At 67.1% G+C, this 25,881-nt stretch carries 25 protein-coding genes; 5 read left to right on the top strand and 20 right to left on the bottom strand.

All coding sequences use genetic code 11. The annotated features are described in order from the left end of the window. Positions 1-335 precede the first annotated feature (335 nt). Both EXE63_RS09295 and EXE63_RS09300 read left to right on the top strand, forming a co-directional pair. A complete protein-coding gene (locus tag EXE63_RS09295; RefSeq protein WP_168141708.1) occupies positions 336-1,892 on the top strand; it encodes a hypothetical protein in 1,557 nt (518 codons plus the stop codon). After that, entirely contained in the window at positions 1,892-2,590 is a 699-nt protein-coding gene (locus EXE63_RS09300; RefSeq protein ID WP_168141709.1) for a YoaK family protein, read from the top strand. Before EXE63_RS09295 ends, EXE63_RS09300 begins: the two co-directional genes overlap by 1 nt. A 21-nt stretch (positions 2,591-2,611) precedes the next feature. Here the strand turns inward: EXE63_RS09300 and EXE63_RS09305 are convergent, their stop codons facing one another. The 17 genes from EXE63_RS09305 to rpsJ form a co-directional block, all read right to left on the bottom strand. Beyond that, a complete protein-coding gene (locus EXE63_RS09305; RefSeq protein ID WP_234904426.1) occupies positions 2,612-3,340 on the bottom strand; it encodes a hypothetical protein in 729 nt (242 codons plus the stop codon). Further along, positions 3,340-5,691 (bottom strand): arylsulfatase, encoded by a 2,352-nt coding sequence (locus tag EXE63_RS09310; protein WP_168141710.1) that lies wholly within the window; start codon positions 5,689-5,691, stop codon positions 3,340-3,342. The genes EXE63_RS09305 and EXE63_RS09310 overlap by 1 nt, the downstream gene beginning before the upstream one ends. A gap of 94 nt (positions 5,692-5,785) precedes the next feature. Next, positions 5,786-7,471 carry a glycosyltransferase family protein gene (locus EXE63_RS09315; protein ID WP_168141711.1) on the bottom strand — a complete coding sequence of 562 codons (1,686 nt, stop codon included), beginning with the start codon at positions 7,469-7,471 and terminating at the stop codon, positions 5,786-5,788. Beyond that, entirely contained in the window at positions 7,468-8,958 is a 1,491-nt protein-coding gene (locus EXE63_RS09320; protein ID WP_234904427.1) for a glycosyltransferase, read from the bottom strand. Before EXE63_RS09320 ends, EXE63_RS09315 begins: the two co-directional genes overlap by 4 nt. Further along, a complete protein-coding gene (locus EXE63_RS09325; RefSeq protein WP_168141712.1) occupies positions 8,955-10,880 on the bottom strand; it encodes a cellulose biosynthesis cyclic di-GMP-binding regulatory protein BcsB in 1,926 nt (641 codons plus the stop codon). The genes EXE63_RS09320 and EXE63_RS09325 overlap by 4 nt, the downstream gene beginning before the upstream one ends. A 68-nt stretch (positions 10,881-10,948) precedes the next feature. Further along, positions 10,949-12,457 carry a hypothetical protein gene (locus EXE63_RS09330; RefSeq protein WP_168141713.1) on the bottom strand — a complete coding sequence of 503 codons (1,509 nt, stop codon included), beginning with the start codon at positions 12,455-12,457 and terminating at the stop codon, positions 10,949-10,951. 362 nt (positions 12,458-12,819) lie between these two features. Next, the gene (gene rpsQ, locus EXE63_RS09335) at positions 12,820-13,116 is read right to left on the bottom strand and encodes a 30S ribosomal protein S17 (protein WP_105364515.1); all 297 of its coding nucleotides are present in this window, start codon (positions 13,114-13,116) and stop codon (positions 12,820-12,822) included. Further along, positions 13,116-13,349, bottom strand: coding sequence for a 50S ribosomal protein L29 (gene rpmC, locus EXE63_RS09340; RefSeq protein WP_057167024.1), 234 nt, complete (start codon positions 13,347-13,349; stop codon positions 13,116-13,118). The genes rpsQ and rpmC overlap by 1 nt, the downstream gene beginning before the upstream one ends. Further along, positions 13,349-13,765, bottom strand: coding sequence for a 50S ribosomal protein L16 (gene rplP, locus EXE63_RS09345; RefSeq protein WP_105364516.1), 417 nt, complete (start codon positions 13,763-13,765; stop codon positions 13,349-13,351). The genes rpmC and rplP overlap by 1 nt, the downstream gene beginning before the upstream one ends. Before the next feature lies 1 nt (position 13,766). Beyond that, positions 13,767-14,612, bottom strand: coding sequence for a 30S ribosomal protein S3 (rpsC, locus tag EXE63_RS09350; protein ID WP_168141714.1), 846 nt, complete (start codon positions 14,610-14,612; stop codon positions 13,767-13,769). Continuing rightward, entirely contained in the window at positions 14,612-15,118 is a 507-nt protein-coding gene (rplV, locus tag EXE63_RS09355) for a 50S ribosomal protein L22 (RefSeq protein WP_168141715.1), read from the bottom strand. The genes rpsC and rplV overlap by 1 nt, the downstream gene beginning before the upstream one ends. Further along, positions 15,118-15,399: a 30S ribosomal protein S19 gene (gene rpsS, locus EXE63_RS09360; protein WP_105364519.1), complete on the bottom strand. Its 282-nt coding sequence runs from the start codon at positions 15,397-15,399 to the stop codon at positions 15,118-15,120. The genes rplV and rpsS overlap by 1 nt, the downstream gene beginning before the upstream one ends. 11 nt (positions 15,400-15,410) lie before the next feature. Continuing rightward, positions 15,411-16,250, bottom strand: a complete 840-nt coding sequence (gene rplB, locus EXE63_RS09365) for a 50S ribosomal protein L2 (protein ID WP_105364520.1) — start codon at positions 16,248-16,250, stop codon at positions 15,411-15,413. A gap of 30 nt (positions 16,251-16,280) precedes the next feature. After that, entirely contained in the window at positions 16,281-16,583 is a 303-nt protein-coding gene (gene rplW, locus EXE63_RS09370) for a 50S ribosomal protein L23 (RefSeq protein ID WP_057167018.1), read from the bottom strand. Further along, positions 16,583-17,230, bottom strand: coding sequence for a 50S ribosomal protein L4 (rplD, locus tag EXE63_RS09375; RefSeq protein ID WP_105364521.1), 648 nt, complete (start codon positions 17,228-17,230; stop codon positions 16,583-16,585). The genes rplW and rplD overlap by 1 nt, the downstream gene beginning before the upstream one ends. Further along, positions 17,230-17,883, bottom strand: coding sequence for a 50S ribosomal protein L3 (rplC, locus tag EXE63_RS09380; protein WP_105364522.1), 654 nt, complete (start codon positions 17,881-17,883; stop codon positions 17,230-17,232). Before rplC ends, rplD begins: the two co-directional genes overlap by 1 nt. A gap of 14 nt (positions 17,884-17,897) precedes the next feature. Then, the gene (gene rpsJ, locus EXE63_RS09385; RefSeq protein ID WP_003883485.1) at positions 17,898-18,203 is read right to left on the bottom strand and encodes a 30S ribosomal protein S10; all 306 of its coding nucleotides are present in this window, start codon (positions 18,201-18,203) and stop codon (positions 17,898-17,900) included. A gap of 558 nt (positions 18,204-18,761) precedes the next feature. Between rpsJ and EXE63_RS09390 the strand changes: the two genes are divergently transcribed. Continuing rightward, positions 18,762-19,238: a hotdog fold domain-containing protein gene (locus EXE63_RS09390; RefSeq protein WP_168141716.1), complete on the top strand. Its 477-nt coding sequence runs from the start codon at positions 18,762-18,764 to the stop codon at positions 19,236-19,238. Here EXE63_RS09390 and EXE63_RS09395 read toward each other — a convergent pair. Further along, positions 19,228-20,823: a carboxylesterase/lipase family protein gene (locus tag EXE63_RS09395; protein ID WP_168141717.1), complete on the bottom strand. Its 1,596-nt coding sequence runs from the start codon at positions 20,821-20,823 to the stop codon at positions 19,228-19,230. The two genes, EXE63_RS09390 and EXE63_RS09395, sit on opposite strands and share 11 nt — an antisense overlap. Positions 20,824-20,928: 105 nt before the next feature. Here EXE63_RS09395 and EXE63_RS09400 point away from each other — a divergent pair, with 105 nt between their 5' ends. Then, entirely contained in the window at positions 20,929-22,194 is a 1,266-nt protein-coding gene (locus EXE63_RS09400) for a cytochrome P450 (protein WP_168141718.1), read from the top strand. On the opposite strand, the gene EXE63_RS09405 is transcribed toward EXE63_RS09400, so the two are convergent. After that, the gene (locus EXE63_RS09405) at positions 22,175-22,816 is read right to left on the bottom strand and encodes a TetR/AcrR family transcriptional regulator (RefSeq protein ID WP_168141719.1); all 642 of its coding nucleotides are present in this window, start codon (positions 22,814-22,816) and stop codon (positions 22,175-22,177) included. The genes EXE63_RS09400 and EXE63_RS09405 overlap by 20 nt on opposite strands. A gap of 94 nt (positions 22,817-22,910) precedes the next feature. On the opposite strand from EXE63_RS09405, the gene EXE63_RS09410 reads away from it, so the two are divergent. Then, entirely contained in the window at positions 22,911-24,503 is a 1,593-nt protein-coding gene (locus EXE63_RS09410) for an MFS transporter (RefSeq protein ID WP_168141720.1), read from the top strand. Here the strand turns inward: EXE63_RS09410 and mftG are convergent. Further along, positions 24,500-25,873: a mycofactocin dehydrogenase MftG gene (mftG, locus tag EXE63_RS09415; RefSeq protein ID WP_168141721.1), complete on the bottom strand. Its 1,374-nt coding sequence runs from the start codon at positions 25,871-25,873 to the stop codon at positions 24,500-24,502. The two genes, EXE63_RS09410 and mftG, sit on opposite strands and share 4 nt — an antisense overlap. Positions 25,874-25,881: the final 8 nt, after the last annotated feature.

The raw sequence follows: 25,881 nt of genomic DNA on the forward strand, positions 1-25,881 counted from the left end.
TGCGCGAGCGGCAATGGCACCCGCACAGCCACTGTCTCACCCCGAGCGCGGCGAAGGCGCCGCCCGTCCGGGCGAAGGCGCACAGAGACGGCGCGTGGAATCGGACATTGTGCACAGCCGGTCCGGGCGCCCACATCGTGACAAAACGCACCCCAGCGCGGATTTTAACGTTTGCGAAACACCGCGACATCAGGATGACAAGGTCGGAACACGTTGCACAGGGCCGTGCGCACAGCGTTGTGCACTGTGTGCGTTGACCCGTTCGGGCAACGGGCCGAGCATTCCCCCATCAGACTGCACAGCCCACGAGCAGTTGTGAGTGAAAAGACCCGTCGATGGATATACAACTCAGCGCGGCCCACTGGATCTATCTGGCCGGAATCGTCGTCATCCTCATCACGATGGCGTTGCGCAAGAACATCGTGGTGCCCGCGGTCGTCGCCACATTGCTTACCGCGTGGGTGTTTTCGGGCAGCATCGTGACCGGCCTCTCGTCGATCTTCAACGCCAGCCTGGTCGCCGCCCAGGAGCTGTTCAACATCTTCCTGATCATCGCCTTCATCACCGCGATGCTGGGTGCCCTGCGTGAGATGGGTGCCGACAAACTGATGGTGGCCCCGTTCCGGCGGGTGATGCGCGCCGGTACCAGCAGCTTCATCACCCTCGCGATCGTCACGTACGTGATCTCGCTGTTCTTCTGGCCCACGCCCGCCGTCCCGCTGGTCGGCGCGGTGCTCATCCCGGTGGCGATCCGTGCCGGGCTGAGCCCGTTGTCGGTGGGCATGGTGATCGCCATCGCCGGGCAGGGCATGGCCCTGTCGTCGGACTACATCATCAAGGTCGCGCCCGGCATCTCGGCGACTGCGGCCGGAGTCGGCGCAGACAGCGTGGCCGACAAGGCGCTCGTCCTTTCGCTGATCACCGGGATCGCCGCGCTGCTCATCACCTACGTCATGCAGCGCCGGACGTGGCAGAAACCGTCACCGGATCTGCTGGTCGCCTGGGAGAACAAGGCCGACAAGTTCGGCCTGCCCGAAGGCGGCACGAGCGACGGCGCCGGTGGCAGCGCAGCGGCCCCGCAAGGAACGGATCCGCGGACCCCGGTGCCGACCGGCTCCGCTGGTACCTCAGCCACCGCGACGTTGGCACCCGCCGATACGGTGACCGAGCCGGTGTTGCCGAAATCATTGGCCGCCAAGATATTTGCCACGTTGGTGCCCACCGCCTACCTGGCGTTCATCGTCTACCTGTTGCTGGGCAAGTTCACCTCGCTGGTACCGCCGCTGCAGGGCGGTGACGCGGCGGGCATCGTCGGCGGCATCGCGGCGATCCTCCTGTTCGCGGCCTGTGTGACCAACGACAAACGCGACTTCCTGGAGAGCTCGTCCACGCACATCATCGACGGCCTGGTCTTCGCCTTCAAGGCCATGGGCGTCGTGTTGCCGATCGCCGGTTTCTTCTTCATCGGCAGTGGTGACTTCTCGGCCCGGGTGCTCGGGATGGGTGCCGACGCCACCGGGCCGGCCTTCCTCTTCGATCTGATCAGCTCCGCCATGGCGCATGTGACACCGAGCCCGTTCGTCCTCGGTTTCGGCGTGCTCTTCGTGGGAATCGTTGCCGGACTCGATGGTTCGGGGTTCAGCGGACTGCCGCTCACGGGCTCGCTGGCCGGTGCGCTCGGCCCCGCCGCCAACATGGATCCCGCGACCCTGGCCGCGATCGGTCAGATGGGCAATATCTGGTCCGGCGGCGGCACTCTGGTGGCGTGGTCATCACTGATCGCCGTCGCGGGCTTCGCCCGGATTCCGGTGCTCACCCTGGCCCGGAAGTGCTTCGTGCCGGTGATGGCCGGTCTGGCGCTGTCCACCGTCTTCGCCATTCTCGTCTTCTGATGGCGCTGACCGACACCGAACAGAAGCTCGCCCTGGCCGCGACGGTCACGTTGACCTTCGTCACCGGAGTCGTCGATGCGGTCGGCTTCCTGGCCCTGGACCGGGTGTTCACCGGCAACATGACCGGCAACATCGTGATCCTCGGTATGGGCGTGGCCGGTGCCGACGAGCTGCCGGTGCTGGGCCCTGCGGTCGCGCTGGCCGCGTTCACCGCGGCGGCCTTCGTCGCCGGACTGGTGTTGCGTGCGGGCACCAAAGGGTGGCAGCACCGGGTCACCGTCCTGTTGACGGTCGGCGCGCTGACGTTGGCCAGCCTGACCGTGGTGGCCGCCGTGGTCGGTGACCACTCCGGGCCGGCCATCCAGGTCGTGATGGCGGCCGCGACTGCCGCGGTGATGGGTTCGCAGGCGATGGTCGCCCGGGCCGTGGCGGTCGCCGATATGACCACCGTCGTGGTGACCTCGACGCTGGCCTCGCTGGCGGGTGAAACCTGGACGCGCAAGGGTGGCGGTGTGCTGCTCAACCGCCGATTCGGCGCCATCGCGATGATCTTCGCCGGCGCGGTCGTCGGGGCACTGCTGCTGCGGTGGCACATCGCCGTGCCGTTCGCACTATCGGCGGTCCTCACCGCCGGGGTCGCGATGCTCGGGCACCTGCGGTTGTCCCCGCAGCGTTCCGAGCCGGCCGGCGCGAGGTAGCCGCTCAGGCCTGGACCGGGATCACGGGATTCTTATCTCGAAGTCTTCCGTCAATTGTGTTGCGGCCGGGTCGAATCCACTGGTCCCGGTGGGCGCCTCGGTGTGCACCGAGATCAGGTAGTCACGACTGTTGGTCCACACGTGCACGATGCGGTCGACGAACTCGATCGCCTCCTCGGGAGTGTCGGACACCGCGCCGAGCAGCTTCTGTCCGCTGTAATCGCACAGCTCGGCGGGCAGTACGCTCAGCGAGCTCACCGCGGCGTCGGCGGTCAGCTCGTCCGCATACTCGGCGAACGCCGCCTGCGGATCCAGCGTCGTCGGCATGATCGTCACGGTTGCCGACATCCCGTCCGGGCCCGCCAGTTCGGCGCCCACGTCACCCGTCCCGCCCTGCATCGACCAGCCTTCGGGGACGGCGATGGTGATCACCGGGGCTACCGAGTCGGCGACCTGGGCCACCATGCCGACCGGCGGGCGCTGCTCGGGTTCGCAGGTCACCGTGCCCGCCGGGATCGGCGTCGTGCTGGTCGGGACGACACCGAAATCCGGATGCCCGCTATCGGTGCTCGGCGCGCCGGGATCGGTGGTGGGACTGACGGTCGCCGTCGTGGTGGCGCCGGTCGTCACCGTGGCGCCGTCGTCGGCCACCGCTGCGCCGTCACTCGACTTGCTGCACGAGACCAGCATCGGCGCCGCCAGACACAGTGTCGCCGCCGCTGCGGCTGTTGCTCCTCGGATAGCTGTCATCAGTCCTTCGCGAACGCCCGTGCCAATTCCCGTTCTCCATCAAGGTAGGGCGCTCCCGAGATGTCGACCACCCCTTTGGCGATTGTTCCACCGGTGAACGGGAACGGCGCCCGATAGGAGCTGCACACCGCCTGGCCGGGATTGCTGCCCACCTTGATGCCCGCACCGGCCAGACCGAAGCTGCCCGGGTGGGCACGCACCCCGCTGCGGGTTCCGACCACGGTGCCGTCCACGTACAGCGACACATCCCCGAGCGGTGTGTGGCTGTTCTCGACGGTCCCGGTGCGCTCATACCGGACACCGAGGATGTGTCGTCCCGACGGCACCACGTCGGCGGAGGACACCCGCTGCTCGTCCTCACCCATGAAGTTGTAGACGTGATGAAGGCGCCCGTCCTGGACGAACAGCACATGCCCGCCGTGACCGGCGCCGTGTTTGTACAGGACTCCTTCGGCACCGGCCGCGTCCACGTCCACCTCGACGAACACCGAGAACGACCGGCCCCGGATCTCCGGCGTTGCGCCACTACCGACTTCGGCGTTGTCGGGGTAGTAGGTGTAGCTGGTGCGCTCCCCACTCAGGTAGGGCCGCCACCGCCCGAGCGTCTCGAAGATGTTGAGGTCGGCCAACGGCAATCCGTTGTACTTGGCCGCCTCGGTGAACCACAGCGCCTTGAGTTCCTCCAGCTTCTCCGGGTTCTCGGTGGCCAGATCGTGGCATTGACTGCGGTCGGATTCGATGTGGAACAGCTCCCACCGGTCGGCGTCGAAATGACCCCAGCCCGCCGGCGACGCCGCGTGCACGGTGTTCGCGAACCAGCCGTCATGCCAGATGCCCCGGGTGCCGAGCATCGCGTAGTACTGGGTCTGCTTGTCCGACGCCACCTGCGCATCCTTCAGGGTAGCCGCGAAACTTGTTCCATCCAGCGGCTTCTGGGAGATGCCACGGACCTCGTCGGGCGGGGTGATGCCGAGCAGGTCATACACCGTCGGGGTGATGTCGGCGACGTTGACGTAGTGGTCCCGGACCTCGCCGTGCGCGTCGATCCCGCCGGGCCAGGAGATGATCGCGCTGTCGGCGATACCGCCCTCGTGCGAGGCGTAGCGCTTGAACAGCTTGTACGGCGTGTTGAACGCCATGGCCCACCCGATCGGGTAGTGGTTGAAGGTCTGCGGCGAGCCGAGTTCGTCGAAGAAGCGCATGCTGTCTTCCACGGTGTCGATGTAGCCGTTGAAGAACTTGCTCTCGTTGACCGACCCGTTGGGCCCGCCTTCGCCACTGGCGCCGTTGTCGGAGATGACCACGATGACGGTGTTGTCCAGCTGCCCCGACTCCTCCAGATAGTCGAGGATGCGCCCGATCTGGGCGTCGGTGTAGGACAGGAACCCGGCGAACACCTCGGCCATCCGGGTGAACAGCTTCTTCTCCTCGTCATCGAGGGTGTCCCACGGGCGGACCGTGTCCTGGGCCGGCCAGGGCTCGCCACCCGGGCCCGTGACGCCCAGATACGGGTTGACCGGCGAGAGCTCGGTATCGGCCGGCACGATGCCGAGGCGTTTCTGGTTTTCCAGCACGATCTCCCGGTACCGCTCGTAGCCCATGTCGAAGGTGCCCGCGTACCTGTCGGCCCACTCCTTGAACACATGGTGGGGCGCATGCCCGGCGCCCGGGCACAGGTAGGAGAACCACGGCTTGTCCGGTGCGATCACCTTCGAGTCCTTGATGAACTCGATTGTCTTGTCCGCCAGATCCTTCGACAGGTGGTAGCCATCCTCCGGGGTGGCCGGCGGCGCCACCGGATGGTTGTCGTACACCAGGTCCGGGTACCACTGGTCGGTCTCCCCGCCCAGGAAACCGTAGAACCGTTCGAAGCCGCGGCCCAGCGGCCAGTGCCGTTTGGTGGCCGCCAGGCTGGACTCCTCCAGCGGCGTCAAGTGCCATTTGCCGATGCAGTAGGTGTTGTAACCGTGTTCGGCCAGCACCTCGGGCAGCAGCGCGGTGTCGTAGGGAATCCGCCCGTTGCTGTTCGGGAATCCGTCGGTGAACTCTTCGATGGTCGCCATCCCGACGGTGGTGGGGTTGCGGCCGGTGAGCAGCGCGGCCCGGGTCGGTGAGCACAGCGCGGTGGTGTGGAACTGCGAGAGCCGCACGCCCTTTTCCGCGATGCGGCTCATGGCCGGCATTTCGACGAGCCCGCCGAAGCAGTCCCAGGTGGCGATGCCGATATCGTCCCAGACCAGATACAGCACATTGGGCGCATCGGCAGGCGCCCCCGGGGCGGCATAGGGCCCCCAGTCCGGTTCGGAATCACGGATGTCGAGCGCGATCTTGCCCTGGAACTCTGCGGTCATCGGACCTCCCGGTTTGACGGACGCCCGGACCATACACCCGCTGGGTGACGGGCACCGGGCAAATTGACGCCGACATCAATGCCTGCCGCGCCGGCTAACCGGAGTCGCTGGGTTCGGCGATCCGGTACAGGCGCCAATCCGGTTGGCCGTCACCGTCATTGGGAATCTCCAACTCCAGCGAGGCGATTTCGGCGCCCGTGTCGTACAGCGTCGGATACCGCAGGTTGAGCGCATCCGAGCTGCCTCGGCCCGTGGGCGGCACCGACAGCAGGTAGCGGATGCCGTTGCCTGCGGGATCGTTGAGCAACTCGGTGAAGTCCGGATCGGACGGGATCACGAAGACCCTGGGCCGTGGTGAGGCGGCGATGATGCCGAACCCGTACACGGTGTCGGTGATGACCGAACTGTCCGGCAGGTCCAGGGTTTCCAGATAATCGGCAATCCTGCGCTCGGTGCCGAAGGTCCGCGCGATCCGCTGTTCGGTGGCGGCGCGCTCGGTGACATCGTCGGGGTCCGGGGCCAGCACCGCGGCAAGGCCGTATTCCTGCGGGGCATAGTCGGGCAACGACATACCCAGCACGGTGACCGGAATCCCGATCGCAAGTGTCGAGGCGACCGCCATATAGGGGGCCGCCGAACGGCGTTGCCGCGCCGGTTCGGTGACTGCGGGCGCGAACTTGCCACGACGTTTGGGGCGGGCGAAGACACCGTCGGGCACCCCCAGCAGCGCCAGTGTGGCCGCCATCGGAATCGCGATGATGAAGAACCGCAGGAACGGAAAGGTCGACCCCTGCGCGTAACTGAGCGCCTGGAAAGCCAGCACCGCACCGAACATCGCCAGCGGGACCACCAGCATCTGCCAGTTCGGCCGGCCCCAGCGCTGCATCAGCGCCCACAGCGTCAACGGAAGCAGTGTCGGCGCGAGAAACATGATGCACGCCGCGGCGAAGCTGACCGCCTCGACGGTGTTCGGTGCCGTCATCCCCGACTGCTCCAGGATCGCGGCATTCCCGTACTGGGATGTGAACTGCGCAAACGCTTCCCCGGTGATCAACCATCCCGCGGCCGCCCAGCCCAGGAAGGCCGCGATCCCCGGCCCGCTCACGATCAGCATGTCCATCACCGCCCGGTGCACTCTGGGCGCCGGCCTGGCCCGCAGGTAGGTGGTGATGCCGACGACCAAACCGGCCGCTCCGACCGTCGCCAGGGCGTCATAGCGGGTCAGGTACGCCAGCCCCATGGCCACGCCACCGGCGGCGACCAGGTGATGCACGTCATCGTCGACCATCCACATGATGAGCCGGCGCACCGCCCAGGTCATGAAGAAGATGAACGGGGCCTCGCTCATACCGTTGGAGCCGTAGAAGACGATCATCGGGTTCAGCGCGAACAGTGCGGTGATCGTCAGCGAATAGCTGCGGGGCAGCCCACGATCGGCGCCCATGCTGAAGATCTGCACGGCCGCACCGGACATGAACAGCGCCGACATCAGCGTGCCCGAGAACGCACGGGCGGTGATCTCGGGAAAAAGCGGGCTCAGCCAGACCGCCGGGATCTGCACCATCGCCGCAACCGGTGTGAAGATGAACCCGAGGGCGGCGAGATGCGGATCGCGGCTGAACAGCACCGACCGGGTGGACGACACCCGAGACAGGGTGTCGCCCATGATGAACCCGTTCTGGATCTGCAGCCAGTAGCCGACGGCGATGTACACCACCAGGCCCAGGAAGAAGATCGAGAACTTGAGCCTGCGGTCGGACCCGCCCAGCGCCACCGTCATGGCTGGCCGGTCGACTGGTGCACGGTGCTGTCATCGGGCCGCTCGGCCAGTCCGTGAAACGTCTTCTCCCAGAACGATGGCTGGCGGATCATCTGGTAGCAGCCCTTGGCCGCGGCGACACTCATCATCAGCCAGAACAGCGCGACCGTCAGCCCGGCCACCAGCAGGTCGGACCTGTCGTCCTCGCGCAGCGCGATCATGTTCATGTACATCACCGTGAAGTTGCCGATGATCATGGCGACCAGAGCGGGAAAATAGATGTAGTCCGGGAACACCTCGCCCACCACCGCGGGCTGGCCCAGAAACCACAGCAACGTGATGAACCAGAACAACAGGTTGAGTACGGCGATGATCGGCGTACCCGCCAGCACCAGGGTGAACCGGATGAAGCTGCGCAGACCGAGAGTGCGGTACAACTTCACCGGCCGCCGGATGTGGACGAGCCAGGTCTGCAGATAGCCCTTGTACCAACGGGAGCGCTGACGGATCCAGTTGATCGGGTCGCTGTTGGCCTCTTCCAGCGTGTAGGAGTCGATGACGGCCGTGTGGTAGCCGCTGGCGGCGATCCGCAATCCGAGATCGGCATCCTCGGTGACGTTGAACGGATCCCATCCGCCGATCCCCTGCAGCATGTCCCGGCGCAGATGGTTCGAGGTGCCGCCCAACGGGATCGGTGAGGTGCTGACCATCATCCCGGGCAGCAGGAAACCGAACCAGAGTCCGTACTCCGCGGTGAACCACGCGGTCAGCAGGTTCTGATGCCCGTTGTGGTAGACGAGTTTGGCCTGCACACATGCCACGTCGTCGGGGAGGTCCCGGAACGCGGCCACCACCCGGCGCAGCTGCAGCGGTTCGGGCAGATCCTCGGCATCGAAGATGGTGACGATCTCCCCGGTGGCAAAGTGCAGACCGTAGTTGCACGCCTTGGGTTTCGTCCGCGGCTCGGCCGGCGGCACCAGCAGGATGGTGATCACGTCGGATTCGCCGCAGGCCCTCGCCGCGTCGATGGTGCCCTGATCGTCGGCTTCCAGCAGCAGCAGCACCTGCAGCCGCTCCCGGGGGTACTCCAGGGAATCCATCGCGCCGATGAGGTCGGCCACCACTTCGGGCTCGTTGTAGGCCGGAACGAGGATCGTGTACGCCGGCAGCTCGTCATCCGGGATGGACCTGGCCACCTCGTCGGGGATGACGATGGGCCGCGAGGCGAGTCCGCGACGGAAGATCAGGACCCGGTCTCCCAGGGTCAGCAGGTATGCCAGGGTGCACAATCCGATGAGCGCTATAGCCGTCACCATCGGCTGCCAGACCGCGACGGCGATCACGATGGCCAGCAGACTCAGCAGCACCGGTTTCTGCCAACCCAGCAGCGGTTTGGAGGCCGACCTTCTGGGATCGTCGTCACGCAGCCCGTTGATGGCCCGGTCCAGCGCGTACTCCTGCTGCGCGGCCGTCACGGTGTGGGCGTCGAAGATCTCTCGTGTGCTCACTGCTGGCCCCGGGACCGCCTGCCGCGCAGAACGATCAGTGCCGCACCGAGCACCGCCAGCGCCAGGGCTCCCACCCCGAGGGCCAGGTACAGGCGTGTGCGGTCGGCGGAGGCCGCCGTCGGCGCCTCGGCGGCCGGCGTCGTCAGCTGGATGGGTTCGCGTCCCGGCATGGAGACCACCGCGTTACCGGTGAGCCCCGACCACCGATTGACATCGGAGTCCAGCCAGGTGAGCAACCGGTCCAGTTCGGCGGGTGCATTGCTGGACGTGGCGACCAGCACCGTCCGGCCCCCGGTGTACACGGTCTGCAGCGAACCGAAGCCGACCTCCGGGTCCAGCGCCAGCGTGCTGGAATTCCCACTGCCGTCCACACTTTCGACGGTGATGACGCCGTCGGCGTCGACCGTGACGGGCAGCGCGATACGGTCGTCGTTCCAGCCTTCGGGGCTCACCACGATCGCCGGTTCCGCGGACGCGATGGCGTCCCCCGGGGACACCACCACGGTGTCGAACGGCAGACCGCTCAGCCGCTGCAGACCGGTGACGATACGGACCGCGCGGCGCAGATTGTCCAGGCCCTCGTCGATACCGACCTCGACGCGCGGCATCAGCGCCTGCGGCAAGGACTGGAAGCCGGCCGGGGCGGGCGGCCCGGCCAGTGTGGTCTCGACCGCGGACTCACCGTCGATGGTCAGGGTGATCGGCTGGAACTCCCCGCATCGACCGGTGTTCCCCGCGACGTCGACCGCGATATCGAGGTTGGTGTAGCGCTCCAGCACCCGTTCGGGCACGTCGATCCAGCGGTCGATCAGGCCGCTCGGTTCGGTTGCCCAGCGGGCCAGCATCTCACCCGCCACACTCACCGTCACCTGCCCGGCGAGGCCCTCCGGCAACGGTGTGTAGGACCCCTGCAGGTGCACCCTGACGTCCTTCACGGGCCGTCCGATCCGGGTCTGGTCGAGCGGGACGGTGACCCGCGGGTTGACCAGACTGGTGGCGTTCACTCCCGGCTGGCCCAGCTTGCGGATGGTGGTGCGGTCGCTGGGCAGCTGCGGTGCCGTCGCCAGTGGACCCGCGACAGCGCTCGACGCGACAGCCAGCTTCGACAGGTCGCTGGACAGCAGCCGGGCCTGGTTCTCCAGATCCGCCGGCGATCCGGTCACCAGCAGAGCCGGTACCGCATTGGGACCCTCCAGCCTGACACCGGGCGCCTCACCTTCGCGGATCACGATCTGACGCTCCAGTGGAACCGGTGGCCGCAGCGCGCCGTCGGTCGAGATGAGGTCGATCTCGGTGCGCTGCGGGCCGTAGCGCGCGACCGTCGCGGTGGCCAGGCGCACCGCGGCATCGGATTCGGCACGCGACGGGTTCGGCGGGACGGCCAGTGTCAGCCGCTGCAGCACCGGAGGCAGGAAGTCGGCGACGGTTGCGGGGGCCAGTTCCTGACCGGTGTACCTGACCTCGGTTCCCGCCAGCCGCAACGGATTCGACGCGTCGAACACGCAATACCCCTCGGGCAGCGTCAGATAACTGCGCAGCAGCACGGTGACGGCGTTGTCCACGATCCGCGCCCCGGCCAGCGGGATCGTGATCGGCGCCTGGTCCGGGGGCAACGGGACCCTCGAGATGATGCGCTCATCCTGACTGACCTCCAGCGTCCCGCCCAGTGCGTTCACGGGCAGCGCCAGGGTCGCGACGAGTTCGGTGGGCACCAGCCCGGGCTGCACCGGGATCGACAACGTCTGCTGGCCTTCGATGCCGTACAGCGAGATCGTGGAATCGATGCCGACCGTCCGCAGACTCAGAGTGGGTGAATTCGCCAGTGACATATCGCCTTCGGGCTCAGCCACGGCGACGCCGGGCAACGCGGTCCCGCCGGCGACCACCGCGGCCGCGATCACAGCAAGTACGCGTGATGTCACTCCAGCGAGAGTACGTCGCCGGGTTCGAGCCAGACCTTCGTTCACCGGAATCGTCATCCTGTCCTGTCTCATCGGAACTGCGCCGCCACCAGCGCCCGGCTGAACGTCCGCAACATGTCCTCGTCCTTGAAGACCGGCGTGCGGTCGTCGAGTACCGCGTTGCCGCGGAACAGCAACGTGATCAAGGTACGGAAGTTGGAGGCCAGGCTGACCGACGGCGCCGGGAAGGGCGCGTTGGGGTCATGGTTGTCGACGGCGAAGATCGTCACCCGTTGCGCGAGTGTGTTGTCGCCCCAGGCGAACTGCATCGAGTTCCAGGTGACCAGCAGGCGGTCGTCGACCACCGACGTCATTCGGCCGTGAACCCCCATGTCGAGATCGATCTGACGTTGCGGGCTGATGCGGGCGTCGGTCAGGCCGTAGAGCACACGCGAGGGGTAGACCCCGAAGGAGAACGGGCGGCGGCTGACGACGCTGTCCACGACGATGGTGCGCGGTCGGGACAGTTTGTCCCAGTCCGGATTTCCCGACGTGGCGAGCATGTACTGGCGGACCAGCACGGCGCCGTCACCGTAGAGGCGGTGCACCTGCGGGTACTCACGCTGCTCGGTCACCATCCACCCGATGGGCGCGTCCAGCGGACGCCCTTGCGTCAGCCGGTCCGGGCTGGGTCTGCTGATCGGGGCCGTGCTGGTCTGGGTCGGCAGGCTGCACAGCGCGAGCACGACGGTGATCACGAACACGAGCGGCAATCCGGCCCAAACCTGTTTGGAGGCAAGTGGTTCGACCTTGCGGTCGAGTATCCGCTTGGGGGCACCCCGACGGGCCTGGAAGAACATGAAGAGACCGACGACGCTGATCGCCGTCACCGCGGGCACCTGCTGGTAGACCACCATCGGCGCGTCGGGGAAGACCGTGGAGATGGTGATCAGCGCGGCGAACCCGACGACCCAGGACCCCAGCGAACCGTAGACCCCGCGCTTGAAGGTCCGGCCCACCGCGGTGCCCGTCCCCACCGCGGCGATCAGCAGCGTGGCGGCACCGGCGGCGAACGCGCCGCCGCCCAACAACACCACGGTGAGGTAGTAGGGCAAGGAGAAGGCCATCATCGCCATCGCCCACACCCAGGTGAAGCGGATCACCGGCCGAAGCCCGAAGAGCACGATGCAACAGCTCAAGACGAACAACCAGGCGGCGATCACGTCCAGTCGTAGCAGGTGGAAGTACAGCGTGTACCGCTCCAGCAACTCGACCTGGATCAGGACCGCCAGACCGAAACCCATACCACCGACGATGATGTCGGTCTGCCGGTCGTGGATCGGCAGTTCGGTCCGGTGGCGTCGCGCGACACCGATCGACACCAGGGTCGCCACCAGCGGAACCGTCCACACATAGCCGCCGATACCACCCTCGCGAGTGGTGTTCGCCAGACTGACAAAGGTGTCGCCGAAGGCGATTGCCGTCAGCGCGATGATCAGCAACCAGCGGATGCCCAGCCGGTAGAGCGGGTGGACGCCGTAGTACCGCTCAAGGATCGGCGTCCGCGCCGGCGGGTCTGCGGTTGTTGCGGTGGCCATCTGCGGGGTCACACAGACGGCGGCAGCGGCACGCGTGCCGACGGACGAGGACGGCGGCCGAATCGTGCACGAACCTGCCGGTCTCGCACCACAATTCCCCACTCCATCTGCGCGATGCTAGGTCACCCGAGGAGCAAGCACGTGCGTAATCCTTGAACTGGCAACGAATGGTCGATGTCGCCGGATTTCAGCAAATATCGCCACCGGCACCCCATGAGGGTCTTGGCCTGAGATGCGTGCCGCAGACCCAGCGCTGGCTAATCAAGGGAGCCGACACGCCCGAATCGGCCACCCAACGCACAGACCCCCGGCCCGCGCAAGCGGTACCGGGGGTCTTTCGAAGCTGTTCCCGAAGGAGTGCTCTACTTCGCCTTCTCGAGGATCTCGACCAGACGCCAGCGCTTGGTCGCCGAGGTCGGACGGGTCTCCATCAGCGAGACGCGGTCGCCGATACCGGCATCGCCGTTCTCGTCGTGCGCCTTGACCTTGGTGGTGGTCCGGATGATCTTGCCGTAGAGCGGGTGGCTCTTCCGGGATTCCAGCTCGACCACGATGGTCTTCTGCATCTTGTCGCTCACCACGTAGCCGATGGCCGTCTTGCGACGACCGCGCACCTTCTCAGTGGTCGGCGTGTGGTTGGGGCCTTTGGTTTCTGCCATTACGAATCCTCACCAACGGGTCCGGAGGCCAGACCCAGTTCACGTTCACGCAGCACGGTGTACACCCGTGCAATCTCGTGGCGCACCACACGGAGGCGCCGGTTGTTGGTCAGCTGACCGGTCGCCATCTGGAAGCGCAGGTTGAACAGCTCTTCCTTCGATTCGCGCAGGCGAGTGGTGAGCTCTTCTTCGGTGAGCTCACGCAGTTCGCCAGGCGTAACTCCCACTGCCATCAGAACTGCTCCTCTCGTGTCACGATGCGTGCCTTGATCGGCAACTTGTGGATTGCGCGGGTGAGAGCATCGCGGGCGATCTTCTCATCCGGGTAGCTGAGCTCGAACAGCACGCGGCCGGGCTTGACGTTGGCCACCCACCACTCGGGCGAACCCTTACCGGAACCCATGCGGGTCTCGGCGGGCTTCTTGGTCAGCGGGCGGTCCGGGAAGATGTTGATCCACACCTTGCCGCCACGCTTGATGTGCCGGTTGATGGCGATACGAGCGGACTCGATCTGCCGGTTGGTGATGTAGGCGTGCTCCAGTGCCTGGATGCCGTAATCGCCGAAGCTCACCGTGGTGCCACCACTGGCGGTACCACGCTGCCTCGGGTGGTGCTGCTTGCGGTGCTTGACCCTGCGGGGGATAAGCATTTCAGCTCCCTGAGTTTTCTGTAGTGCTCGCGGCGGGCGCGTCGACAGCCGCATCAGCGGTCGGTGCGGCCGACTCTTCTCCGGTGGCGGCACGGCCGGCCTCGGTGCTCGTCGCGGTGGTACCCGACGCGCCACTGCGGCGCGGACGGGTGGCACCGGACGGACGCTCACGACGCGGACGGTCGGCGGCCGGCGCGGCGGCGGTCAGCTCACGCTTGCCACCGACGATGTCGCCCTTGTAGATCCAGACCTTCACGCCGATCCGGCCGAAGGTGGTCTTGGCCTCGTAGAGGCCGTAGTCGATGTCGGCACGCAGCGTGTGCAGCGGGACTCGACCTTCGCGGTAGAACTCCGAGCGGCTCATCTCAGCACCGCCGAGGCGGCCCGAGCACTGCACCCGGATCCCCTTGACGTTGGGCTGGCGCATGGCCGACTGGATGGCCTTACGCATCGCGCGGCGGAACGCCACCCGGTTGGACAGCTGCTCGGCGACGCCCTGGGCCACCAACTGCGCAACAGACTCGGGGTTCTTGACCTCGAGGATGTTGAGCTGGACCTGCTTCTTGGTCAGCTTCTCCAGGTCGGTCCGGATGCGGTCGGCCTCGGTGCCGCGGCGACCGATGACGATGCCGGGACGCGCGGTGTGGATGTCCACGCGAACCCGGTCACGGGTCCGCTCGATCTCCACATCGGCGATACCGGCCCGCTCCAGGCCGGTGGCCAGCAGACGGCGGATCGCGACGTCTTCCTTCACGTAGTCCGCGTACTGCTTGTCGGCATACCACCGGGACTTCCAGTCGGTGGTGATACCGAGCCGGAAGCCGTGCGGATTGATCTTCTGGCCCACTACTCCGAGCCCTCCTTCGCTTCTGCGGAAGCCTTGGTCGATGACGCCGCCTTCGCGGCTCCGGTGGCCTTGCTCGAAGCAGCCTTGCTGCCCTGCGCACGACGTGCGCGTGCCGCACCCGCCGAGGCGCCCTGCTGTCCACTCTTCTTGGGCGGACGGCTCTCGACGATCACGGTGATGTGGCTGGTGCGCTTGCGGATACGGAACGCACGCCCCTGGGCGCGCGGCCGGATGCGCTTGGCGGTCGGGCCACCGTCGGCGTGGATGGTCGCGACCACGAGGGTCGACGGATCCAGTCCGTTGTTGTTCTGCGCGTTGGCGGCCGCACTGGCGATCACCTTGGCGACCGTGGTGCTGGCGTCCTGGGGTGCCCACCGCAGGATGTCGAGGGCCTCGGCCACCGACTTGCCGCGGACCAGGTCGATGACCCGGCGCGCCTTGGTCGGCGAGAACGGCACGAAGCGCGCAACCGCCGTCGCGGACGGATACTCAATTGCAGTAGTCATTACCGGCGCTTCGCTTTCCGGTCATCCTTGATGTGACCCTTGAACGTGCGGGTGGGGGCGAACTCGCCGAGCTTGTGCCCGACCATCGCCTCGGAGACGAACACCGGCACGTGCTTGCGACCGTCGTGGACGGCGAAGGTGTGACCGATGAAGTCAGGAATGATCGTCGAACGACGCGACCAGGTCTTGATGACCTGCTTGCTGTTCTTCTCGTTCTGGACGTCGACCTTCTTCAAGAGATGGTCGTCGACGAACGGGCCCTTCTTCAGGCTGCGTGGCATCGCTTTACTCCCTAGCGCTTATTCTTGCCGGTGCGCCGGCGACGGACGATGAGCTTGTCGCTCGCCTTGTTCGGCTTGCGGGTACGGCCCTCGGGCTTGCCCCACGGGCTCACCGGGTGGCGGCCACCTGAGGTCTTACCCTCACCACCGCCGTGCGGGTGGTCGACCGGGTTCATCACGACACCACGGACGGTGGGGCGCTTGCCCTTCCACCGCATGCGGCCGGCTTTACCCCAGTTGATGTTGGCCTGCTCGGCGTTACCGACCTCGCCGACGGTGGCGCGGCAGCGCACGTCGACGCGACGGATCTCACCGGAGGGCATACGCAGCGTGGCGTAGGCGCCTTCCTTACCGAGCAACTGGACGCTCACACCGGCCGAACGGGCCAGCTTCGCGCCGCCACCGGGACGCATCTCCACCGCGTGGATGACCGTGCCGGCCGGGATGTTGCGCAGCGGCAGGTTGTTACCCGGCTTGATGTCGGCGTTGGCGCCCGACTCCACGACGGTGCCCTGCTTCAGTCCCTGCGGCGCGATGATGTAGCGCTTCTCGCCGTCCAGGTAGTGCAGCAGCGCGATGTTCGCGGTGCGGTTGGGGTCGTACTCGATGTGAGCGACCTTGGCGTCGACGCCGTCCTTGTCGTGGCGACGGAAATCGATCACGCGGTAGGCACGCTTGTGGCCACCGCCCTTGTGCCGAGTGGTGATGCGGCCGTGTGCGTTACGTCCACCCTTGCCGTGCAGCGGACGAACCAGCGACTTCTCCGGATGGTCGCGAGTGATCTCGGCGAAATCGGAGACGCTGGCACCGCGACGACCCGGGGTCGTCGGCTTGTACTTGCGAATTGCCATTTCTTAGTTCCTGAGTCTCTCTGCCCGCCGCTAGGCCGGCGCTCCGAACAAGTCGATCGGCTTGCTGCCCGCGGCCAGGGTCACGATGGCGCGCTTGGTGCTCTTGCGCTGTCCGTAGCCACTGCGGGTCCGCTTGCGCTTGCCGTTGCGGTTCAACGTGTTCACCGAATCGACCTTGACGGAGAAGATCTTCTCGATCGCGATCTTGATCTGCGTCTTGTTCGAGTCCGGGTGCACGACGAACGTGTACACGTTGTCCTCGATCAGCGAGTACGACTTCTCCGAGATGACCGGGGCCAGGATGATGTCGCGGGGGTCAGTGATCGTTGCCATCAGACCGACGCCTCCTGCTTCGTGTTGGAGCTGATGTAGGCATCCAGCGCCTCGACGCTGAAGATCACGTCGTCGGCGTGCAGCACGTCGTACGCGTTGAGCTGGTCTGCCGAGATCACGTGGACGTTCGGCAGGTTGCGCACGCTCTTGGCGCCGACCTCGTCGCTGCGACCGATGACGATCAGAACCTTCTTGTTGGTGGTCAGGCTCTCCAGGAAAGCCTTGGCCGCCTTGGTCGACGGGGTCTGCCCGCTGATCAGTTCGGTGATCGCATGGATGCGCTCGTTGCGGGCCCGGTCCGAGAGCGCCCCGCGGGTGGCGGCGGCGATCATCTTCTTCGGGGTGCGCTGGCTGTAGTCACGCGGCTTCGGGCCGTGCACCACGCCACCACCGGTGAACTGCGGTGCGCGGGTCGAACCCTGGCGGGCGCGGCCGGTGCCCTTCTGGCGGTACGGCTTCTTGCCACCGCCGGACACCTCGGCACGAGTCTTCGCCGAGTGCGTGCCCTGACGCTTGGCGGCCAGCTGCGCGGTCACGACCTGGTGCAGCAGCGCGATGTTGGGCTCAACATCGAACAGTGCGGCAGGCAGCTCGACGGAGCCGTCCTTCTTGCCGTCCGGGGTGTGGACGTCAATTTTGAGACTCATTACTTCTCACCTCGTTTGATCGCGGTGCGGACCACGACGAGTCCACCGTTGCGCCCGGGGACGGCGCCCTTGATCAGCAGCACACCGTTCTCGGCATCGACCTTGTGCACCTTCAGGTTCTGGGTGGTGACGCGGTCACTGCCCATGCGGCCCGACATGCGGGTGCCCTTGAAGACGCGGCCCGGGGTGGCACAGCCACCGATCGAGCCGGGGCGGCGGTGCACGGCCTGGGCGCCGTGCGAGGCACCCTGGCCCGAGAAACCGTGGCGCTTCATGGTGCCGGCGAAGCCCTTGCCCTTGCTGGTGCCGGTCACGTCGACGTACGCGCCGTCGGCGAAGATCTCGGCGGTCAGCTCCTGGCCGACCTCGTAATCGGCGGCGGCGGCCTCGTTCTCGAGCCGCAGCTCGGCGAGGTGACGACGCGGGTTCACACCTGCGGCGGCGAACTGACCGGTGACCGGCTTGTTCACCTTGCGCGGGCTGATCTCGCCGTACGCCAACTGCACTGCGCTGTAGCCGTCGCGCTCCGGGGTGCGGATGCGCGTCACGACGTTCGGGCCGGCCTTGACGACCGTGACCGGGACGACCTTGTTGTTCTCGTCGAACACCTGCGTCATGCCCAGCTTGGTGCCCAAAATGCCTTTTCTAGCCATTTTTCTGGGTTCTCCTACTGGATGTTGACGTCGACACTGGCCGGCAGATCGATGCGCATCAAGGCGTCAACGGTCTTCGGCGTGGGGTCGAGGATGTCGATAAGGCGCTTGTGGGTCCGCATTTCGAAATGCTCCCGCGAGTCCTTGTACTTATGGGGGGACCGGATGACGCAGTACACGTTCTTCTCGGTCGGCAGCGGCACCGGGCCGACCACGCTTGCTCCCGTACGGGTGACCGTCTCGACGATCTTGCGCGCCGAGGCGTCAATCGCCTCGTGGTCGTAGGCCTTCAGCCTGATGCGGATCTTCTGTCCCGCCACGCTTTCCTACCTCACTATTAAGGGCTTTCGCGCTTCGGGCGCGAAAAACTCTGTCTTCGTGCGCTCTGCCGGTCGGGTGTCCCCGCACGACAGCGCGCTGGCTATGCCGCCGCTGTTTACCTGTCTCTGGTTCACCGACCCCCGCGCTCGGGTGTGTCGCCCTTACGCACACTCTTTCGCGTCGATAATCTGTCGCAATCGAGGTGGGGACCGGGTGCGTCCGTGTAGGACGCGGGTCGGATGCTCTCAGCCAGGCGAACCCGGCAGAAGGCAACCCGAACAGTATGCCTCAGATCCCGGCGTCCTCCAAATCCCCATTTGAGCAGCTTGGAGGCTCGTCGAGACACGGTCGAGGTGCACAAACCGCCCGACCGCCTACCTCACGTCAGCCGGCCGCACCTCGGCCTCATCTTCGCTGACACCAGGTAGGCAGAACGGCGCTATCTCCTACCTCGTGTCAGCCGGGGGCGGTCACCCTCGGTCCTCGCTGAAATCAGGTAGAGACCGCGGGCCGGCGCACGCCGCGTGCCAATCTTACTCGCGAGTAAGGTATGTCCGATGACCGAGAGTTCCACCTACCGCGCCTGGCAACAACTGTCGAACAAACCGCTGGGCAGCCGGCTGTTCTCGGCGGCCGCGATGGTCCGGGTGCCCTACTTCGCCAGCGTGCTCCCCCACGTGGTGCAGATGGAACCCGGTTGTGCCGAGGTGCTGATCCCGAAGTGGTTCTACGTCTACAACCATCTGCACACGGTGCACGCCATCGCCTCGTGCAATGCCGCCGAGGTCGCCATGGGTATGGCGATGGAGGCCACCGTGCCCGGCACGCACCGCTGGATCCCCAAGGCGATGACGGTGCAATACCTGGCCAAGGCCACCACCTCGCTGCGGGCGCGGGCAGAGTTCACCCCGCCCGATTTCGGCGCCATCACCGACGGAGTCGAGGTGGTGGTGCCGGTGCGCATCACCGACCGTGACGGCACCGAGGTCGTGCACGCCGACATCACCACCTGGGTGACACCGCTCAGCCGGTGAGGCCCGCCCAGAAGTCGCACTGGTGGATGTCGTCGAAGTCGGTGACCACCCGCGGACCATCGGGTTGCAGCGACATCCACGGCCCGTCCCCGGCGACCGCCGGCCAGTCCGGCGCGGCGTCGGCCGCAGGTACACCGGTCCTGATGAACTCGGCCCAGTAGTCGATCATCTGATTCGACAGCTCCTGTTGGGCCGGGTTCAGCGGCGGGGCGCCACCGACGTCGAACAGGTAACGCAGTTCCAGCGAGTGACTGGCGCCGACCGGAAACGGCAAGGTGCGCATGGGTTCCGGCGTCGGCGGGTTCGGATCGTTGAACTCGTACGCGAACAACTCGCCGTCGCCGGACAGTTCGTCGGCCATCCGCTCGGCGACGCACGCGAACACACCGTCGGTGACCGCCGCCGAGTACGCGCGGGCCGCGCTGCCGCCGTACCGGTCCAACGGGTACCGCGCACCGACCGCCGCCGCCTGCGACCCGAAGGTGTTGTCGAGTAGACCGGGATACTCGCCCGCCGCGTACTGCCTGCTCCCGCGCAGGTACTGCAGCGCGACGAAGAGGGTGAACTCGTCCCTGTTGCTGCCGATCAGCACGGGCACATCGGTCGCCCGGCCGTCGCGGAACGCGACCATCGGATCTTCGGGCAGCACGGTGGTCCCGTGCACCGGCCCACTGAGGGTGTCCTCGCCGATCCGGGCGAACCACACCGGCTTTCGCAGTGCGGATTCCGGCAGTGCGCGCAGGCAGGCGGCGACGGTCGCCGGATCACCGCAGCCCGCGTCCCGCGCGTAGTCCTCGCTGATGCGCGCGGCCGCCGGCAGCGCCAACTGGGCCTGACACGGTCCGCTCTGGATGATCGCGGCCCGGAACAGCCCCTTCGACTCGGGCGCGACCATGTGATCGCATACCGACATCCCGCCCGCCGATTCGCCGGCGATGGTCACCTTGTCCGGATCGCCTCCGAACGCCGAGATGTTGTCGTGCACCCAGCGCAGAGCCGCCTGCTGGTCCTGCAATCCGTAGTTACCGACGGCGCCCTTGGGGCCGAGCGCCGGGTGCGCCAGGAAGCCGAGCGCCCCGAGTCGGTAGTTCAGCGTGACGACGACGATGTCGCCCCGGTCGACCAGCCAGCGCGAGTCGTACATCCCGCCGTTTCCGTTGATGAACGCGCCGCCATGGATCCACACCATCACCGGCCGTGGATCGTCGGACGGCGGTGGCGTCCAGACGTTCAGCGTCAGGCAGTCCTCATCGGTCTGCCTGCCCATCTCCAGGTCGCTGCCCTCATCCTGCAGGCAGCGCGGGCCGACCTTGGTCGCATCGCGCACCCCGGCCCAGGGCGCCACCGGCTGCGGCGGCCGCCAGCGCAGGGGCCCGACCGGCGGCGCCGCATACGGAATCCCGGCAAAGTGTCGTTTGTCCAGGGTGGCGACGCCCTGCACCAGGCCCGCCGTCGTCTTCACCACGGACGGGTCGGGCGGCAGGGAGGCCGGGGCGTCCGCGTCATTGCCCGCGCAGCCGAGCGTGAGCGCCCCGACGGTCAGTAATGCCAACGCGCAGCGGACGAGTCGGGACGTGGAAGGCACCGCCCGAGCCTACTGACGACGATTCCCGCATTCCGGGCGTGCGAGCCGGGGCGCCCACCTAGACTGCAACTTGACACCCGTCAAGACAGTGTGAGGAGCCGATTGATGAGCACTCCGACCAAGCACGGCCGGGCCAGCCAGTACGCCAACGTGTTCGTCGAGCCGAAGGCCTACGCGGACGACGCGCGCCTGCACGAGGCGCTGGCCTACCTGCGCGCTCATGAACCGGTCGTGCGCGTCGAGTCCAAGCTGTACCGCCCGTTCTGGGCGATCACCAAACACGCAGACATCATGGCCATCGAGCGCGAGAACGACCTTTTCCTCAGCGAACCCCGCCCGCTGCTGGCCACCGCGGCTGCCGACGATCTGGCCAAGGAACAGCTGGCAGCGGGGATGGGCCTGCGCACGCTGATCCACATGGACGACCCGCACCATCGCAAGGTCCGCATCATCGGCGCCGACTGGTTCCGCCCCAAGGCGATGCGCGACCTGAAGGTCCGGGTTGACGAACTCGCCAAACGGTATGTCGACCGGATGCGCGATATCGGACCGAAATGCGATTTCGTCACCGAGATCGCGGTGCACTTCCCGCTCTACGTCATCATGTCGCTGCTCGGGCTGCCCGAGGACGACTACGAGCGCATGCACATGCTGACCCAGGAGATGTTCGGCGGTGACGATGACGAGTACAAGCGCGAGGGCGGGACGCTGGAGGATCAGCTCCAGGTGCTGCTCGACTTCTTCGCCTACTTCTCCCAACTCACCGCGTCCCGTCGGGAGAACCCGACCGACGATCTGGCCTCCGCGATCGCCAACGGGCGCATCGACGGTGAGCCGCTGAGCGATGTGGACACCGCGTCCTACTACGTGATCGTCGCCAGCGCCGGCCATGACACCACCAAGGACGCGATCTCCGGCGGGCTGCTGGCTCTCATCGAGAATCCCGATGAGCTGGCGCGGTTGCGCAAGGATCCGGCACTGATGGGCACCGCCGTCGAGGAGATGATCCGCTGGACGACACCGGTCAAGGAGTTCATGCGGACCGCCGCGTCCGACACCGAGGTGCGTGGTGTGCCGATCGCCGCGGGCGAATCGGTCTACCTGGCTTATGTTTCGGGCAATCGCGACGAGGAGGTCTTCGACGAGCCGTTCCGCTTCGATGTCAGCCGGGACCCCAACAAGCACGTCGCGTTCGGCTATGGCGTGCACTTCTGCCTCGGCGCCGCTCTGGCCCGGATGGAGATGAACAGCCTGTTCTCCGAACTGATTCCGCGCCTGGACTCGATCGAGCTCGCCGGTGAGCCCGAGCTGTCCGCGACCACCTTCGTCGGCGGCCTCAAGCACCTGCCGGTCAGGTACTCGCTGCGGTAGTTCCACCGGACGTCTGATGGGTGGCCAGGAAGCCGTCGACCGCCGCCCTGGCGGCGGCACGGTAGTCGAAGTCGGCGAACGTGCTCAACTTGCCGAGCACGATCGGACCGAGTAGCAGCGCCACCGCCTGCACCCGATCGACGCGAACCAGGCCCGCCACGGCGTCGGGACTGTCGAAAACAGCGTCGAACGGCGCCGCGTACTGATCGGCGACCCGCTCACGCAGGGTGCGCACCGCGTCGCTCTCGGCGTGCAGATCGGTCCTGCTCCACCCGGCCTGATTCAGCCCACCGCCCAGGGCCAACCAGGAGGTCGCGGCCAGGCTCACGGGAGTCTCGGCGATCAGATCGGCGAACCCGTCCAGCGCGGCGAGAAGCCGATCGCGCAGGGTGCCCTCCTCCGGCGGCAGCGGTGCGGGCGGGATCAGTGCGTGAAAGGCCGCCGCCAGCAGGTCATTCCCGCTCGGGAAGTGCCGGTACAGCGTCGCGCGCGCGACATTGGAGACGCGGATGACGGCGTCCACCGTCACCGCGCTCGGCCCGCCCGCGCGCAGCAGCGCCGTCGCGGCCTCCAATAACCGCGCCCGCGAACGCGCCGGCCGCGGGTCGGTGTGTGTCGTCATCGTCGCCGCTCCCTTCCCCATCGACGAACGAGACTGTTAGTCTCGAAACAAGACGGTCAGTATCAAAAATAACGTACGCGTCGAAAGAGGGGCAATGGTCGACACACTCGCCGGATCGAACCGGCCCACGGACCCGACCCTGGCCGGCCTGTCGACGAGGGCCCGCGTCTGGACGTTGCTCATCGCGTGTCTCGGTGTGCTGCTGGTGATCTCCTCGATGGTCGCGCTGAACACCGCGCTCCCCGATCTCGCCAAGGCCACCTCGGCCACCCAGACCGAACTCACCTGGATCGTCGACAGCTACACCCTGGTGCTGGCCTGCCTGTTGCTGCCCGCGGGTGCACTGGGCGACCGCTACGGCCGCCGCGGCGCCCTGCTGCTGGGCCTGGCGGTGTTCGCCGTGGCGTCGATCGCCCCGGTCATCTGGTCGGACCCGATGCACCTGATCATCGCACGCGGAGCGGCGGGCGCGGGCGCCGCCTTCGTCATGCCGGCGACGCTGTCGCTGTTGACCTCCGCATATCCGAAAGACCAGCGCAACAAGGCGGTTGGCATCTGGGCGGGCACCGCGGGCTGCGGCGCGGTGGCCGGCATGCTGGGCTCGGGTGGGCTGCTGCACTTCTTCGGATGGCAGGCGATCTTCTGGGGATTCGCGGGCGCCGGCGTGCTGCTGTTCCTGCTGACCTTCACCATCGCGACATCCAAGGAGTCGATCGCCAAGCCGCTGGACTGGCTCGGCGCCGTCGTCATCGGCGGCGGGCTGGCGGCGCTTGTGTTCGGCATCCTCGAGGCACCCGCCCGCGGCTGGTCCGATGCGCTGGTCATCGGGTGCATTGCCGTCGGCGCGCTGACGATGCTGGCGTTCGGCGTCATCGAACTTCGCCGGGAGCACCCCCTGCTCGACCTCCGCCTGTTCGCCAATCCCACCTTCGCGACGGGCGCCGCGGCCATCACCGTGTTCTTTCTCGCCATGTTCGGCTTCTTCTACGTGGTCATGCAGCACATGCAGCTCATCCTGGGCTACAGCCCCATCAAGACCGCGTTCGCGCTCACCCCGCTGATGGGTCCCGTCCTGCTGCTGTCCGCGACGTCGTTCTGGTACCTGCCGAGGGCCGGGCTTCGACTGGTGGTCTTCACCGGGCTGGCCTTGATTGCCGTGGGCTTTCTGCTGCTGAGCACCATCACCGTCGACGACGGCTATGCGGCCGTGGGCTGGCCGCTGCTGGTGATGAGTATCGGCATCGGATTACTCACCGCACCAACCACTTCCGCGATCATGAACACCGCTCCGGATGACAAACAGGGGGTGGCCTCGGCCGTCAACGACACCACCCGCGAGGTCGGCGCCGCCCTGGGTATCGCCCTGGCCGGGTCACTGCTGGCCGCGCAGTACACCGACCTGCTGGCACCCAGGCTCCCGGCCGACCTGCCACCCCCGGCCCGCGAGGCCGTACTGGGGTCGCTCGGTCAGGCCCTGGAGGTCTCGGCGACACTGGGACCGGCAGGTGCCCCCATCGCCGCGCTCGGCAGGGCGGCGTTCGTCGAGTCGATGAGTGCCTCGCTGCTGGGACTCGCGATCATCGTGGGCATCAGCGCCGTCGTCATCGGCCTGTGGGCCCCCGGCCGCGATGATCGGCAATTGCGGGTCGTGCGCCGCCTGCGCGGCGCCGGCAGGCACCGCGCCTAGTCTGCGATCAGCTCCGCGGCCCGGTGCCCGATCATCGCGATCGTGGCATGCGGCCCACGCGACGTGGCCGTCGGCATGATCGACCCGTCGGCCACCCAGAGCCCGTCGACACCGAGCACCCGGCACCGCTGATCGAGCACCGTGCCCAACGGGGCGGTACCGCACAGATGTTGTGTGGTGGACCAGTTCGCCTCGCGGTCCACGACTCCGGCGATCTCACGAGCCAGCTCGGCGCCGCGCCGCAGCGCCTCGACATCCTCGGCGACGGAGTCGTAGTGGTGCTCGATCACCGGCGCCACCGCGATATCCGGCGAGGAAACCGTCAGTCGGCCCCGAGCCGCGGGGCGCATGAGTGCCACCCCGATGTGCGGCGGATCCGACGGCGGCTCGCCGGTCATCTGCGCGAAACCCGATGTGTACAAACGGATCTCCAAACCACCGACCGACAGCGCCGCCTCGATCGGGGTGCGGCCGCCGGACGCGGGCCAGTCGACGGGCAGCACCCACTCCGGGTGATCATGGAACCGCGCTCCGACGGGCAGATTTGCCAGCACCGGGATCCCGGCGGCGCCAAGGACATCGGCGGGCCCACAACCGGACACCTGCAGCAGTTGTGCGGTGCCGATCGCCCCCGCGCAGAGCACGACCCGGTCCGCGGGGTAGTGCACCGGCCCGGATGGTCCGAGCGCATCGACCCCGACCGCCCGGGTTCCCGAGAACCGGATCCGCTGCGCCCTGGTCGCCGGGTGTACGACCAGGTTCGGCCGCCGGGCAACCGGTCCCAGGAAGGCCGCGCCCGGTCCGACCCTGGTGCCGTCGCGCACGTTGAGCGGCAGCGCACCCACCCCGTCCGCGGCTCCGTCACCGTTAAGGTCATCGATCCAGCGGAATCCCATTGCCAGCACCGACCGCACAAAAAGCTCGGTGCCCGAACTGAATTCGCGGGTCCTGCGCACCGGTATCGGCCCGGAGTCACCGTAGAGCGGGCCGGCGAAGTCCAGGTCTGTCTCGATCGCCCGGAAGTGTGGCAGCACGTCGTCCCAGGACCAGCCCGGCGTCTGCCAGCCCGCGAAGTCCGCGGGCACGCCCCGGCAGAAGTACCCGCCGTTGATCGCACCGGACCCGCCGACGACGGCGCCGCGCACCAGGTCGACCTCCCGGCGCGGGGTGTCGGTCAGCGTTGCCGGGTAGCGGCTGATCACCGGACTACCGGGCCCGATCGGCACCAGGTACGCGTCGCCGGCCCTCGGCGGGACGGCCGGCGGACCCGCCTCCAGGACCGCGACGCCACAACCGGGATCGGATGAAAGCCGTTCGGCAAGAATCGAACCGGCGCTGCCGGCACCGACGATCAGGACATCAGTCTGCAACGCGGCGC

It is taken from the genome of Mycolicibacterium frederiksbergense, from assembly GCF_012223425.1.
Lineage (GTDB): Bacteria > Actinomycetota > Actinomycetes > Mycobacteriales > Mycobacteriaceae > Mycobacterium > Mycobacterium frederiksbergense.